This is a genomic window from Gemmatimonadota bacterium (assembly GCA_016712265.1).
Classification (GTDB): Bacteria; Gemmatimonadota; Gemmatimonadetes; order Gemmatimonadales; family Gemmatimonadaceae; genus RBC101.
In genome coordinates this window covers 987,785-1,002,301 of record JADJRJ010000030.1, presented here as the reverse complement: position 1 = coordinate 1,002,301, position 14,517 = coordinate 987,785, and the positions used below count along the sequence as shown (strand labels likewise).

Below are 14,517 nucleotides of genomic sequence, written 5' to 3'. Positions count from 1 at the left end.
GGCGGTCCGGCGGTAAGTTTCAACGCCGGCCGCGGCGGAAGCGACGGAAATCTACACCGGGCCCTCGGTGCAATGTGCTGCTACATATGGAGATAGAATGATGATGGTCGGCTCAATGCTTGGCAGCATTTTTCGATCGGGGGGGGGCCCCCGGTGGCCTCCCCTTCGGCGCTCGATTCTCGTCGCAGCCGCGGCCGCCTTTGCAATCACGCTCCCGGCCCAGGCGAGGCGCTCCCCACTCGTCCACATCGCACATCTCGAGGATACGCGCCCCCACGGGGCGCGCCTCGACACGCTGCGCGCCTACCTGTCCCATCGCGAACCCGGCGTCCGGGCCGCTGCCGTGCGCGCCATGGGCCGCCTTCAGCGCCCCGAGGAACTCCCCAACATCTATGGGCGCCTCTCCGACGTGCCGGCTGTGCGCCTGGAAGCGATCAATGCCGTCGGCCAGGCCCTCCGTGGCCCCGTCCAACCCGGGAGCGCGATCGTGCGTGGGGCGCTGGATTCCCTCGTCGGTGCGGCGCAGCACTCCCGGGCGCTGCCACAGGTGATCGGTGCCGCCGCCCGAACCATCGGGCGCCTTCCACACGGCGACTCCCTCAACGGGCGTCGCGCCGCTTCGGCCATTGTTGCACTCAACGCCAGCGCACTTCCCCAGGCCGAGGGGGTGCTCCACGGGCTCTATGCCCTCGCTCGTGCCCGACGCGCCATCGGCAACCTGCCAGACGATGCGCTCGCGGTCGCCCGGGCAGCACTCACCCGGCCCGGAGCGAGTGAAGGCGCCGCTCGTGTGCGCCGGCTCGCGATGCTCACCCTGAACGCGGCGGGTGCCGCCTCGCCTGAGCTCGTCAGCGCCGCCATGCGCGATGCGGACGACCAGGTGCGACGGTTGGCGGCCGTGGCGCTGGCCACGCGAGCGGACGCCGGCCGGGCCGCGCAGTTGAATGCACTCCTCAAGGACCCGTCGGCCATCGTGCGCCACGAAGCGGTTCGTGCCTGGCGTGCGCTCGCCGCGTCGGAGGGGTGTGGGCCACTGATCGGGGCGGTGGGTGACGCAAATCCCCACGTCATGCTGGCCGCGATCGATGGGATGACGGCCGCGTGCCGCGATCGCCAGCGTGTTGCCGACACCCTCCTGAGCCTGATCGACGCGTTCCGGTCGGACAATTCCACGCGGGCCACGGGGCGGCCGGGATGGCACGTCCATGCGCACGCGCTGGTTGCCCTCGCACGCACGGATACCGGGCGCGCGGCACCGATCGTTCGGCGCGAGGCGCGTGACGCGACGTTCTGGGGAGTGAAGGCCTACGTCGCACGGGCCGCACAGGTGCTGCGGGACACCGCGGTGCTGCGGGCACTCGCGGGCCCGGGGCATGGGAACCCGCGCGAGGTCGCGTTAGGCGCACTGGCCACCGTGGGAGGGCATGCGTTCGACGACCTCTTCCTCGCCGCCCTTGCCGCCCCGGAGTACCACGTCGTGGCGGAAGCGGCGCAGGCCCTGAAGGGTACGCCGAATCCCGCCCGGGCCGTGGACGCACTCGCGCAGACGCTGGATCGCCTGACGGCCGAGGACCGGGACAACAACCGGGACCCACGGGTCGCCATTCTCGAACGACTGGAGGAGTTGGGCGATCGCTCGCTCGCTGCACGCATGGAACCACTGCTCGCCGACCGCGACACGGCCGTGGCGATCCGCGCGCGCGGACTCCTTACCAAGTGGATTGGGCGTTCGCCGGAGGTCACGCGGCGCCATCTCGGGAGCGAAGAGGACATTGCCCCCCTCATGACCGGCGAATGGCGGGCGCGCGTGACGATGCGTCGCGAGACCGGCGGCGGGGTGGTCGAGCTCCGGCTCTTCCCGCGCGAGGCGCCGTACACGGTGGCTCGCTTTGTACGCCTCTCCCGTGCGGGCTACTTCAATGGGCTGACTCTGCATCGGGTCGAGCCGGGCTTCGTCACGCAGGGGGGCAGCCCCGCGGCCAATGAATACGTCGGGGACGGCCCGTTCATGCGCGACGAACTCGGGCTGCGCTCACACACGCGCGGAACGTTCGGCATCTCCACGCGGGGCCGCGACACCGGCGACGCCCAGTTCTTCCTGAACCTCACCGACAACTACCGACTCGATCACGATTACACCGTGTTCGGCGAGATCCTGCGCGGCCGCGACGTCGCCGAGGGGATCCTCGAGGCCGACGTGATCGAGTCGATCGTCATCCTTCCCCCGGCGCGTTAGGCGCCGCCACCCCGTCCTGTTGCCATGTCCCTGGTCCTCACGGAACGTATCGACGGCGTCGTTCGCCTGACGCTGAACCGCCCGGATGTCCTCAACGCCTTCAACCTCGACATGGCGCGTGCGCTGCAGGAAGCGCTCGACCACGCGGCGAGCGATCACGGCGTGCGCGCCGTCATCCTCACGGGAGCCGGGCGGGGCTTCTGCGCCGGGCAGGACCTTGCCTCGGTCGACATGTCGCCGGGGGCACCGCCGGTCGACCTCACGGCCTTCATTCGCGACCAGTACAACCCCGTGGTCACGCGGTTGCGCGAGATGCCCAAGCCCGTGATCTGCGCCGTGAATGGCGTCGCCGCGGGTGCCGGGGCCAACATCGCCCTGGCGTGTGATATCGTCGTGGCGGCGGTAAACGCGAGCTTCATCCAGTCGTTCGCGAAGATCGGGCTGGTGCCGGATAGCGGTGGCACCTGGACGCTTCCGCGCCTCGTCGGGCACGCGCGGGCGACGGCCCTCATGCTCCTTGGAGACAAGCTGCCGGCAGAGATTGCGCAGGAGTGGGGGCTTATCTGGGGGGTCCACGACGCCGCGCATCTGCAGGCAGGCGCGATGGAGCTGGCCACCAGGCTCGCGAGCCAGCCGACGCGCGCCCTTGCCCTCACCAAGCAGCTGCTCAACGCGTCGAGCACCAACGACCTCGCCACGCAGCTGGCCCTCGAGGAACGCCTGCAGGGTGAGGCGGGGCGCTCGGCCGACTTCACGGAGGGCGTGCGCGCCTTCCTGGAAAAGCGCGCGCCCAACTTCACGGGGCGATGACGATGGATCCCCGGGTCATTGGCGTGGTCGGGGCCGGCGCGATGGGCGCCGGCATTGCGCAGGTTGCCCTGCGACACGGCCACCGGGTGGTGATGGGTGATACCAACGACGTGGCGATCGCGCGCGGTCGCGCTGGCATCGAGAAGGCATTCCAGCGCGAGGTCGAGAAGCAGCGCATGACCGACGACCAGGCCGCGTCCGCGATGGCCATGCTCACCCTCGCGGACACGAGTCGCGGGATGGATTTGTTCGCGGGGTGCCACGTGGTGATCGAAGCGATCGTCGAGCGGCTTGAGGTCAAGCAGCAGTCGTTCCGCGCACTGGAGGATGTGGTCGGCGATGCCGCGATCCTCGCGACCAACACGTCCTCACTCTCCATCGCCTCGATCGCCGGCGTGTGCGATCGGCCGGAACGCGTCCTGGGGATCCATTTCTTCAATCCCGCGCCGATCATGCCCCTGGTCGAGATCGTGCCGGGCCTGCGGACGGCAGGCGACGTGGTCGCCGAGGCGCGTCGGCTCGTCGACGGGTGGGGCAAGACCACCGTGGCGGCGGCCGACACGCCGGGCTTTATCGTCAATCGCATCGCGCGCCCGTTCTACTCGGAGGCCCTGCGCCTCTACGACGACGGCGAGGCGGACATGGCGACCATTGATTGGGCCATGCGGGAAATCGGCGGCTTTCGCATGGGCCCCTTCGAACTCATGGACTTCATCGGCCACGACGTCAACTACTTGGTGACGGAAAGCGTCTGGACGGCGATGTACTACGACCCGCGCTACAAGCCGTCGCTCACGCAGAAGCGACTACTCGAGGCCGGGTTGCTGGGCCGAAAGTCCGGTCGCGGATTCTACGACTATGCGGACGGCGCGAGCCGCGAGGCGCCGACCACGGACCGGGAGGCCGGCGAGCGGATCTTCCACCGCGTCCTGGCGATGCTGGTCAACGAGGCGGCCGACGCCGTGCACCTCCGGATCGCGAGCGCGTCCGACGTTGAGCTGGCCATGACGCGCGGCGTCAACTACCCCCGCGGACTCCTGCAGTGGGGGAACGAGGTCGGCCCGGAACGACTCCTCGGGATCCTGGAGTCCTGCCACGCCGCCTCGCCCGATGGGCGGTATCGCCCAAGCCCGCTTCTGCGCCGCTGCGTCGAACGCCAGGCGCCTCTGCCGACATGACACCCACACCCCAGGCGCTCGCGGAGCGCGTGCTGGCCCGGATGCTCGAGGGTGATGCGCTCTCAGCATGGCTCGGGCTCGAGGTGCTGTCGATCGCCCCGGGACAATGCGCATGCCGGATGACGGTCCGTCCGGAGATGGTAAACGGCTTTGGCGTCTCGCACGGAGGGATCGTCTTTTCCTTCGCCGATTCCGCCTTTGCCTTCGCGTGCAACACCCATGGCCGGGTCACGGTGGCCGTGGACAACTCGATTACCTATCCCGCGGCGATTCATCCGGGCGACGTGTTGACCGCGGTCGCCGAGGAAGAGGCTGCATCGAATCGGCTTGGCTACTACCGCGTGGTCGTCCGGAACCAGAACGCCGCGATCGTCGCGTCGTTTCGCGGGACGGCGTACCGAACGAGCAAGCCCCACTTTCCAGAGGACGCCTGATGGACGCGTATGTGATTGATGGTGTGCGCACCGGGATCGGCGCGCATGGCGGTTCGCTGGCGGGAGTGCGCCCCGACGACCTCGCGGCGCATGTGCTGCGTGCCCTCGTGGCGCGCCATCCCACGCTGGATCCCGCGGCGATTGCCGACGTAGTGATGGGATGCGCGAACCAGGCGGGCGAGGACAACCGGAACGTGGCGCGCATGGCCCTGCTCCTGGCGGGGATCCCGGAATCGGTGCCTGGGGAAACGGTGAATCGCCTCTGTGCCTCCGGGTTGAGCGCGGTGGCCAGTGCCGCCCGCGGGATTCGCTCGGCGGAAGGGGATCTGTACCTCGCCGGGGGCGTCGAGAGCATGACGCGTGCCCCGTACGCTGTCTCCAAGAGCGGCACGGCGTGGGGACGCGACGCCCAGATGTTCGACACCTCGCTCGGCTGGCGTTTCGTCAATGCGCGGATGCAGGCCGAGTACGGGATCGACTCGATGGGACAAACGGCCGAAAACGTCGCGGAGTTGCTGGGGATCTCCCGCGAGGACCAGGACGCGTTTGCGCTCCGGTCGCAGCAGAAGGCGGTGGGTGCCCGGGACGCGGGGCGGCACGCCATCGAGATCCTTCCCGTGCCGGTCGCCGGGCCGAAGCGGGGGACCACCGTGGACTATGCGGCGGACGAGTTCATCCGCCCGGAGTCGTCGTCCGAGGGACTCGCGAAGCTCAAGCCGGCGTTTCGCACCGACGGTAAGGGATCGGTGACCGCCGGCAATGCATCCGGGATCAATGATGGGGCCTGCGCGCTGCTCGTGGCGTCCACGGCTGGAGCGAGCCGCCACGGCCTGGTACCCATGGCGCGCATCGTGGCGACGGCGGCCGCCGGGGTGGCGCCCCGCGTGATGGGGCTCGGGCCGGTGCCGGCCACGCGCGCGGTCCTCGCGCGGACGGGGCTGTCGCAAGACGACCTGTCCGTCATCGAGCTGAACGAGGCGTTCGCGGCCCAGTCCCTGGGATGCCTCCGGGAGCTGGGGATCCCCGATGACGACCCGCGCGTCAATCCCAACGGGGGCGCCATCGCCCTCGGTCACCCGTTAGGCATGTCGGGCGCGCGGCTCGTCCTGACCGCCGCGCGCGAGCTGCAGCGCACCGGGGGGCGCTACGCCCTGTGCACGATGTGCATCGGCGTGGGGCAGGGGATGGCAATGCTCCTCGAGCGCTGCTGATCGTGGCCAACGTCTTCGCCTTCAACGGGTATGTCCCGGTCATTCATGCGTCGTCGTTCGTTCACCCCAACGCGACCGTGACGGGGAATGTGGTGATTGGTCGCGACGTGTACGTGGGCCCAGGCGCCGCCATTCGCGCGGATTGGGGAGCGATCGAGATCCGTGCTGGCTGCAATGTGCAGGAGAACTGCACGATCCATGTGTTCCCCGGGGCGACGATGGTGCTTGAGGAAGGCGCGCACATCGGGCATGGGGCAGTCATCCACGGGGCGAACATCGGTCGGAACGTGCTCGTCGGAATGAACGCGGTGGTGATGGACAACGCGCAGGTTGGGCCGAACTCCATCATTGGTGCGCTGACCTTTGTCCCGGGGGAGACCGTCGTACCAGAGCGAACGGTCTTTGCCGGGAATCCCGGGAAGGTGATCAAACCGGTCTCCGACGAGATGCTGGCTTGGAAGACCGCCGGGACGCGACTCTACCAGCAATTGCCGGCCGAATGTCATGCCACGTTGCGGCCGGTGGAGCCGCTGCGTGAGGTGCCTCCCGACAGACCACTGCAGGACCCGAAGTACGCCACCTGGAAGCAGACGCGGGGCGGAGGATGAACGGGTCACGGTGCGAGCCGTAGCCCGATGCGCGCACGGCTCAGGGAGCGACTGAGCGGCCTCGTCAGGCGCGACGTCGTGTCCTTGCCGGTGGTGGGTTCCGGGGGTAACTCCCCAGCGACCTCAGCCCCCCGACTTCGATGCGCCGCTCCGTGCTGCCCCATGCTCTCCTTGTGGTGTCGGCCCTTTTCACCGTCCTCCACGCCCAGGGCGACTCCACGCGACGGACGGCCCCGGACAGCGACCTGCCGCTGATCCCGACGCGTGCCCTGCAGTTCACGACGGACGGAGGGGACCTGGCTTTCGCTCGACCTCTCCCCGGACGGCCGGACTATTGTCTTCGACCTGCTGGGTGACCTGTACACGTTGCCCGTGACGGGTGGCCAGGCGACCCGGATCACCAGCGGTTCCGGGTTTGATGGCCAGCCGCGCTTCTCCCCCGACGGGCGCACGATCGTGTTTGTCAGCGATCGCTCGGGAAGTGAGAACCTCTACACGGTGGACCCCGACGGGAAGAACCTGAAGGCCCTCACGACGGGGCGCGGGCAGGCCTACATCTCCCCCGACTGGGCGCCGGATGGCGAGTACATCGTGGTATCCCGTGCAGGCAACCTCTGGCTCTACCACCGCAACGGCGGCAGCGGCCTCCGGCTGACCGGTCAGACGCCGCCGGCAACGGGCGGTGGCCCCGGGGGCGGAGGCAATGCCCCGAGCAACTTCATGGGCGCGGCGTTTGCGCCGGACGGTCGGTACATCTACGCCGGGGCCCGGACCGGGCCGGCGGGCTACAACCAGATGATGGGCTCGTCGCAGGTCGTGTTGTACGATCGCGAGACCGGGCGGGTGGCGACCCGCACTCTCAACCTCGGCAATGCCGTGCGCCCTGCGGTGAGCCCGGACGGCAAGTGGCTTGCGTACGCGTCGCGGCAGATGGCGGTCACCGGGCTCAAGGTGCGCGACCTCGCCACCGGTGATGAGCGCTGGGTCGCCATGGATATCCAGCGCGACGACATCGAGTCACGCGGTTCGCGCGACCTGTTGCCGGGGTATTCGTGGACGCCGGACTCTCGCGCGATCGTGCTGGCCCACCACGGCAAGATCTGGCGGCTCGATGTCGCCACGGGGAAGCAGGACCCCATCCCGTTCACGGCGCGGGTGGACCAGATGCTGGGTGAGTTGGTCGCCTTTGAATACCCCATCAACGACTCGCTCCTGACGGTGCGGCAGATCCGCGGGGCGCGTCCCTCGCCCGATGGCAAGCGGCTGGTCTTCTCTGCACTCGATCGTTTGTACATCATGGACCTGCCGTCCGGCACGCCACGACGCCTGACGAGTGGGACGGAGGGCGAACACGCCCCGGTCTGGTCGCCGGATGGGCGATCCATCGCCTACGTGACCTGGACCGAGGAGGGCGGCGAGGTCATGCGCATCGCCGCCGATGGCGGAACGCCGCAGCGCCTGACGACGCAGACGGCGTACTACGACGACATCGCCTGGTCGCCGGATGGCGCACGGATCGTCGCCCAACGCGCGCCGCGCACGCAACGGGCCATGGTCAATGACGAGATCAATCCCAAGCTGGTGATCACGGACCTCGTGTGGATCCCGGCCACGGGAGGCGCGGCGACCTTCATCACCTCGCTGACCAACGCCGGTCGTCCGCACTTCACCAACGAAGGAACACGGGTCTACTATCAGGAAGGCAACGACGGGCTGGTCTCCGTGCGGTGGGACGGCACGGATCGCAAGGCGCATCTTCGGCTGACGGGATTCGCGGCCCCTGGTGGTGCCGGCAATGCGCAGCCGCGCCAGGCGCAGGAGATGTTCATCTCGCCGGACGGCAGCCGCGTGCTCGCGCTCGTTGACAACAAGGTGTTTGCCGCACCGCTCCCGGTGACCGGCGGCACCACCCCGGTGATCTCGGTCCAGCAGCCGACGGGCGGGGCCGTGCCCGTCCGACGACTGTCCCGCATTGGCGGGGACTTCCTGGGGTGGATGCCGGATTCCCGTGGCGTCCACTATTCACTGGGGCGCGCGTTCTTCCAGTACGACCTCGCGCGTGCGGAGGCACTGGCCGCCGATTCCGCGCGCAGCGCCCCGCGCCCTGCCCCCGGGACGCCAGCGCGGCCCGTCTACGACGCGACGCGGACCGACATCACCGTCACGGCGGTGAAGGACCGTCCGTCCGGCAGCGTGCTCCTGCGCGGGGGACGGATCATCACGATGAAAGGCGACGAGGTGATCGCCCGCGGGGATGTCCTCGTCACCAACAATCGCATCGCCGCCGTCGGGCCCTCGGGGCGCGTGCGAGCCCCCGCAGGCACACGCACGATCGATGTCTCCGGCAAGACCCTCATGCCGGGGTTGATGGACATCCACGCCCACATGTGGCCGCAGTGGGGCGTGCATTCCCCGCAACCCTACATGTACACAGCCAACCTGGCTTACGGCGTCACGACCACGCGTGATCCGCAAACCTCGCAGTCCGACGTGGTCAGCTATGGGGACGCCGTGGACGCCGGGCAGATCCTCGGTCCCCGCGTGTACGCCACCGGTCCCGGCATCTTCGCGTATGACGATGTCTCGAGCGCCGACGACGCCAAGGAGGTCATGAAACGCTACTCGGAGTTCTTCCTGACCGAGACGATCAAGCAGTACCAGGCGGGCGACCGCCGGCAGCGCCAATGGATCGCCATGGCCGCGAGGGAGCAGCGCATTACGCCGACCCTCGAAGGCGGCCTCGATTTCAAGAAGAACATGACCGAGGCGATGGACGGGTACGCCGGGATCGAGCACACCCTCCCGATCGCTCCCATGTACAAGGACGCCCTCGAACTGTTCGCGAAGAGCGGCACCACCTGGACCCCCACGTTACTCGTCGAGTACGGCGGCCCGTGGGCGGAGAACTACTGGTACGAGAGCTGGGACATCCTCGCGGACAAGAAGCTGGTGCGCTTTACCCCGTTCTCCGAGCTGGAGCGGCGCGGGTTGCGCCGGCCGCAGTGGTTCCGGGAGAACGAGTACTCCTTCAAGCTCTTTGCCGAGCAAGCGAAGAAGCTGGTCGAGGCCGGTGGCAAGGTGGGACTGGGCGGCCACGGGCAACTTCAGGGGCTCGGCGTCCACTGGGAGCTGTGGACCATTGCCAGCGGTGGAATGAAGCCGCTCGACGCGTTGCGCGTCGGCACGATCTTCGGTGCCGAGGCCATCGGGCTGCAGAAACACCTCGGCTCCATCGAGGCCGGCAAGCTGGCGGACATCCTTGTGCTCGACGCGAACCCGCTCGACAACATCCGCAACACCAACGCCATCCGCTACGTGATGAAGAACGGGCGGCTGTACGACGCCAACACCCTGGCCGAGGTGTGGCCCCGTCAACGCGAGATGCCGCGGCAGTGGTGGATGACGAACGACACCATGCCCGGATCGCGTTAGGCCCGCTGGCGGCGGGGCGGCCCGGGGCCACCTCGCCGCGCGGCGTTGCTTACTGCGGCGGGGCGCTCGCCTTGGAGTCCGGGGTGCGCCGGTCCGCTGCGCCGTAGGCGGTCTTCGTCGAAGCGTCGTAAACGATAGAGTGGGCATCCCCCTGGCGGCTGCCCACGCGAATCGTGTGTCCCTTCGCCTTCAGCCCCTCGATCGTTGCGTCATCCGCCACGCCGGTCTCGAACGAGGCCGCGTCCGGCAGCCACTGGTGGTGCAGGCGGGGAAGGTCTACCGCCTCACGCGCGGTGAGTCCGAACGCGGCGACCCCAAGCACGACGGACAGCGTGGTGTTGGGGATCGTCCGCCCACCCGGGGACCCCGTCACCAGCCGGAGTTGCCCGTCCTTCGCCACGATCACCGGTGACATGGAGCTCAACATGCGCTTCCCCGGCGCGATCAGGTTCGGTGGCGTGCCGATATCACCGGTCAGGTTGGTCTCCCCCGGCTTCTTGTTGAAGTCCCCCATCTCGTTGTTCAGGATGAACCCGGCCCCGCGGACGACCACGCCGGAGCCATACCCTCCTTCGAGCGTGTAGGTGTTGCTCACGGCGTTGCCCCAGGTGTCGACCACGGAGTAGTGCGTGGTCTCGTCACTCTCGTCGGCGGGCACCGTGATCAATCCCTTGCCCAGTACCACGGAGGTCGTGCTTTTCGTCGTGTCGATGCCGCGCGCCAGCTCGCGCGCGTAGGCCGGGGAGATCATCCTCGCCACCGGCACCTTCACGAAGTCCGGGTCGCCCATCCAGCGCGCGCGGTCGCGATACACCCGCTTGGCGGCCTCGATTCTCAGGTGCAGGAGGGCAGGGTCGTTGGCATTGCTGAAGCGCGAGACGCCGAGGGCCTCGAGAATGTTCAGGGTCTGGATCACCACGGCGCCGCCGGAGCTGGGCGGAGGCATGGAGATCACCTCGTGGCCGAGAAAGGTGCCCTTGACCGGGGCGCGCTCCACTGCGCGGTATGCGGCGAGGTCGCGCTTGGTCATGATGCCGCCATTGGCCTTCATCTGGCGGTCGATGGAGTCGGCGATCCAGCCGGTGTAGAACGCGTTCGGGTCCGTGGCGATGGCGCCTAACGATCGCCCGAGGTCGGTGAGGCGCAGCGTGTCGCCTTCCTGCCACTCCGCGCCCCCCGCCTTGCCATACGCTTCGCGCGTCGACGGGAAGCGCGCCCCACTGCGTCGGACGAACCCGTTGAGGCTCTCGGCGAACCCCTTCGACACCCGGAAGCCGTTCGCCGCGAGCTCGGCCGCTGGACGCACAACGTCGGCCCACGGAAGCTTGCCGTACTTCTGGTGCGCGAGGGCGAGTCCACGGACCGTGCCGGGCACTCCGGGGGCCAGCCAGCCAGCGGCCGTGAGCGAGCGATCGATCTTGCCGTCGGCGCCGAGGTACATGGTGCGCGTCGAGCGCAGGGGGGCCTTCTCGCGATAGTCGATCGTGGTGGATCGCCCATCGGCAAAGCGAATGACCATGAAGCCGCCACCACCAATGTTGCCGGCGCTGGGGTGAGTCACCGCGAGCGCGAATCCGGTCGCGACCGCGGCATCAATCGCATTCCCGCCTTTCCCGAGAATCGCCGCGCCGACGTCGGATGCGATGTCGGAGGTGGAGACCACCACGCCCCGTGTTGAGGTGGCATCGCGCTCCTGCGCGGTGCCTGCCAACGGCACGAGGAGGGCGAGGAAGAATGGACGAAGGCGCATGGGGAGGGGGCTGGCGTTGCCGAAGAACCTACCCCTCGTGGCGGACATCCTCCACCCTTGCGAGGCCCCGCCCGCCGCCACCATCTCCCGCTGCCAGCGCTATCCTGCCCAGCGCGAGGTATCGCGGGAGCGTTCCGTCGAGTCCCGTCGCCCTCAGTCCCTCGCCTCGCTGGCGTCATTGCGACCGGTGCGCTGAGGCCCGCCGCCGAGTCGCACCGGGAGCCAATAGCTGACCTTGAGGGAGAGGAAGTTGTCGCCGGCGGCCCGCGTCGTCTGCCAGAGTTCGTTGAGGCGAACGGCGTCGCCCACCGCCTCGCTCGTGCGGCGGTTCTGCTGCCACACCAGGAAGAGGGTGCTGCCAGGTGTCCACTCCCACCGCATCACCAGGTTGGAGCGGAACGACAGGACGTGAAAGTCGCGATTGTCGAGCGTGAAGCTCTCCGCGCCGTCGGTGATCGTCCGGGTGCCCGCGCTGTCCACCAGCTCGCGGGTCCCATTGGTGCCGTACTCCCGGAGGAACTTGCTGCGAGGGGCCTCCAACTCGCCGAAGCGGGAGTACTTCCCCGAGGACAGGAACGGCTCGGCGTACGCCTCGAGGGTGAGGTTCGGCGAGAAGGCGTAGTTGGCGCGGAATCGATTGGAGATGGTCGTGCGATCGATGAACGCGAAGATGTAGCGTGAGCCGTAGGTTCGCGTGCCGCCGGTCACGGTGGTCACGTACTGCCGGGGATCCGTCCCGCGCTGGAAGTTCGGCTCCGTGGACAGGGACCAACGCGGAGCCGGCCGGAGGGTAAGCTGGCCGCCAACGTTGCGGCGCCAGGCACCGAACTCGTCCGTCCCATAGCCGCCGTTGATGCGCCACCCGGTGCGCGCACCAAACGGACCGTTCAGGCGGATCTCCTGGCGAAACTCGCGTGCGGTCCCCATCAGGGGGCCGCCTCGAGTCAGGGCGTCATTGATGGTTGGAAGCTCGAACGAGGTACGCAGGTTGAAGTTCCAGAAGTTCTTGAAAGTCAGCGAGGTGTTCTGGCTCCAGTTGTTCTCCTGGTGGATCCCTGCATAGTTGTATGCGCCGCGGGTATCGAAGCCGAGTCGCCAGTTTTGCAGGTAGCGCCCGGGGATGGTCTCGCGGATCTGTATATCGGCGTTGTACTCGACGTCGTCGGTGGACTGGAGGCGGCCCAGGTCGTTGATCTCGAACCCCGGGGACTCGAGCTTGACCTCCGCGCCCCAGAGGATGCGACGCCCGGCGTCCTTGTCGGCGCGAAACTGCGCGGAGTAGCCCGAGAGCGACGTGCGCAGTGGGTCGTACTTGAAGTGCGTGAGGTCCGGACGCTGGAGAAAGCGGACACTACCGGTCTGTAGTCGGCGGATGGCCCCTGTGTCGCCCGCCACGTGCGACCCGGCGACGAAGCCGCTCAACGCATACCGCCCTTGCTGGAATCGGAGGCGCCAGTCGAAGCCCCCGTAGTACGCTTCGCGAGCCATCAGCGCCCCGAGGACCGGGTCACCGCCGACGTCGCGACGGACGGCGGTGATTGCCGCCCCGAGTGTCGACGCCTGGGAACCAATCTCCTGCTGCAAGCGAAGCACACCGAACGCCGCGCGTGGCTCCACCGCGACGGTGCGGGTGATCGCGGAGTCGAGTGAGTGCGTGCGCGCGTTTTCGGCGGCCGTGACCGCGAGCAGCCCACCAACCGACAATCGTGAGGGGAGACGACCGGTCAGCTTGGTGGCGCCGAGGATGGTCGAAGAACGTGGAATATCGACGAAATCACCGCTCGCACTGCCTCGTGGTGCGGCGCCGATCCGTCGGGAATAGAAATACCCAGCCCCCGGGCCGCGAATCATCTCCGCTCCTTCCACGAAGAACGGGCGTCGCTCGTCAAAAAACGTCTCGAATGCGGAGAGGTTGACCTCGGCCGGATCTGCTTCAACCTGGCCGAAGTCGGGATTGACCGTCGCGTCCAGGGTGAGGTTGGAGCCGACGGCAAACTTGGCGTCCATGCCAAGCCGGCCGGCGTACGGGTGATTGAGCGGGTTGTTCGTGACCGCCGTGGCGCGCCGCGTGGCGTCGCCGGCGACATACGGGACCAGCTCCACCGGGCGCATCGAGCGCACTCCTTCGATCCCCTCCAGCGTCCCGAAGCGCGAGATGTATCCGGTTTCGCGCGGGGGAATCATCACCCACTGGATGTCTTCGTTCTTGTCGGGCATCCAGCGATCCACCTGGAACCCCCAGCGCTGCTGATCGTTAGGTGGAAAGCGCAATTGGGAGAAGGGGATCCGCATCTCGGCGGTCCAGCCCGCGGAGTCCGAGGCGGCGGCGGCATTCCACACGGGGTCGAACTGGCTCTCACGGCCGCGCATCTCGTCGTCCTGCGTGTGGCGCCAGTCGGAGCGCACGCCAGCGACGGACACCCCAAAACCGACTCCCGTCCGGCGGTCCATCTGCGGATCGAACGTGACCACCAGGCGCTCCGCGTTCCCGAAGCCATCGCGTCGAGTCACCGTCCGCGAAATGTCCGCGGGGTTGGCGCGATGCATGCGCGCGCCGATGTACAAGGACTGGTCGTCATACAGCACCCACACCTCGGTCTTCTCCGTTGGCTCGGTGCCTTCCCTGGGGCGCTGTTGCAGGAAATCCGAGATCACCTGGGCCGCGGCCCACTCCCCGGGCTCGAGGCGCCCGTCGACGCGTGGGGCGGCTCCCGACACGCGCGCGGCTCGGGCCACCTTTGTCGATGGTTGGCCGAAGGCGATTGCAGGGGCGAGTCCCAGGATCAGGACGGCGCCGAAGTTGAATCGGGACAAGGGTTTCCGCGGAAGAACGTTCAGAACGGAGGACGACCAAACAT

At 68.2% G+C, this 14,517-nt stretch carries 9 protein-coding genes; 7 read left to right on the top strand and 2 right to left on the bottom strand.

From position 1 onward, the window contains the following. Window positions 1-97: 97 nt before the first annotated feature. The 7 genes from IPK85_19870 to IPK85_19840 all read left to right on the top strand — a co-directional run bounded on the left by IPK85_19870 (window position 98) and on the right by IPK85_19840 (window position 9,909). Complete coding sequence (locus tag IPK85_19870) at window positions 98-2,236, top strand: peptidylprolyl isomerase (protein ID MBK8249632.1); 2,139 nt, start codon at window positions 98-100, stop codon at window positions 2,234-2,236. A 24-nt stretch (window positions 2,237-2,260) separates the two neighbouring features. Continuing rightward, window positions 2,261-3,046: a 2-(1,2-epoxy-1,2-dihydrophenyl)acetyl-CoA isomerase gene (locus IPK85_19865; protein MBK8249631.1), complete on the top strand. Its 786-nt coding sequence runs from the start codon at window positions 2,261-2,263 to the stop codon at window positions 3,044-3,046. A gap of 2 nt (window positions 3,047-3,048) precedes the next feature. Then, on the top strand, window positions 3,049-4,224 hold the full coding sequence (locus tag IPK85_19860) for a 3-hydroxybutyryl-CoA dehydrogenase (protein MBK8249630.1): 1,176 nt from the start codon (window positions 3,049-3,051) through the stop codon (window positions 4,222-4,224). Continuing rightward, window positions 4,221-4,658: a hydroxyphenylacetyl-CoA thioesterase PaaI gene (gene paaI, locus IPK85_19855; GenBank protein ID MBK8249629.1), complete on the top strand. Its 438-nt coding sequence runs from the start codon at window positions 4,221-4,223 to the stop codon at window positions 4,656-4,658. Before IPK85_19860 ends, paaI begins: the two co-directional genes overlap by 4 nt. After that, entirely contained in the window at window positions 4,655-5,869 is a 1,215-nt protein-coding gene (gene pcaF / locus IPK85_19850; GenBank protein ID MBK8249628.1) for a 3-oxoadipyl-CoA thiolase, read from the top strand. Before paaI ends, pcaF begins: the two co-directional genes overlap by 4 nt. A gap of 2 nt (window positions 5,870-5,871) precedes the next feature. Beyond that, on the top strand, window positions 5,872-6,477 hold the full coding sequence (locus IPK85_19845) for a transferase hexapeptide repeat family protein (GenBank protein MBK8249627.1): 606 nt from the start codon (window positions 5,872-5,874) through the stop codon (window positions 6,475-6,477). Window positions 6,478-6,741: 264 nt separating this feature from the next. After that, the gene (locus IPK85_19840) at window positions 6,742-9,909 is read left to right on the top strand and encodes a PD40 domain-containing protein (GenBank protein MBK8249626.1); all 3,168 of its coding nucleotides are present in this window, start codon (window positions 6,742-6,744) and stop codon (window positions 9,907-9,909) included. Between the two features lie 49 nt (window positions 9,910-9,958). Here IPK85_19840 and ggt read toward each other — a convergent pair whose 3' ends face one another. Both ggt and IPK85_19830 read right to left on the bottom strand, forming a co-directional pair. After that, window positions 9,959-11,659: a gamma-glutamyltransferase gene (ggt, locus tag IPK85_19835; GenBank protein MBK8249625.1), complete on the bottom strand. Its 1,701-nt coding sequence runs from the start codon at window positions 11,657-11,659 to the stop codon at window positions 9,959-9,961. Window positions 11,660-11,812: 153 nt separating this feature from the next. Next, a complete protein-coding gene (locus IPK85_19830) occupies window positions 11,813-14,473 on the bottom strand; it encodes a carbohydrate binding family 9 domain-containing protein (protein ID MBK8249624.1) in 2,661 nt (886 codons plus the stop codon). Window positions 14,474-14,517: the final 44 nt, after the last annotated feature.

Bases quoted from the DNA above. Each gene is read 5' to 3' on its own strand.
- IPK85_19865 (MBK8249631.1), top strand. From the start codon at position 2,261: ATGTCCCTGGTCCTCACGGAACGTATCGACGGCGTCGTTCGCCTGACG.
- ggt (MBK8249625.1), bottom strand. From the start codon at position 11,659: ATGCGCCTTCGTCCATTCTTCCTCGCCCTCCTCGTGCCGTTGGCAGGC.
- IPK85_19860 (MBK8249630.1), top strand. From the start codon at position 3,049: ATGGATCCCCGGGTCATTGGCGTGGTCGGGGCCGGCGCGATGGGCGCC.
- IPK85_19870 (MBK8249632.1), top strand. From the start codon at position 98: ATGATGATGGTCGGCTCAATGCTTGGCAGCATTTTTCGATCGGGGGGG.
- paaI (MBK8249629.1), top strand. From the start codon at position 4,221: ATGACACCCACACCCCAGGCGCTCGCGGAGCGCGTGCTGGCCCGGATG.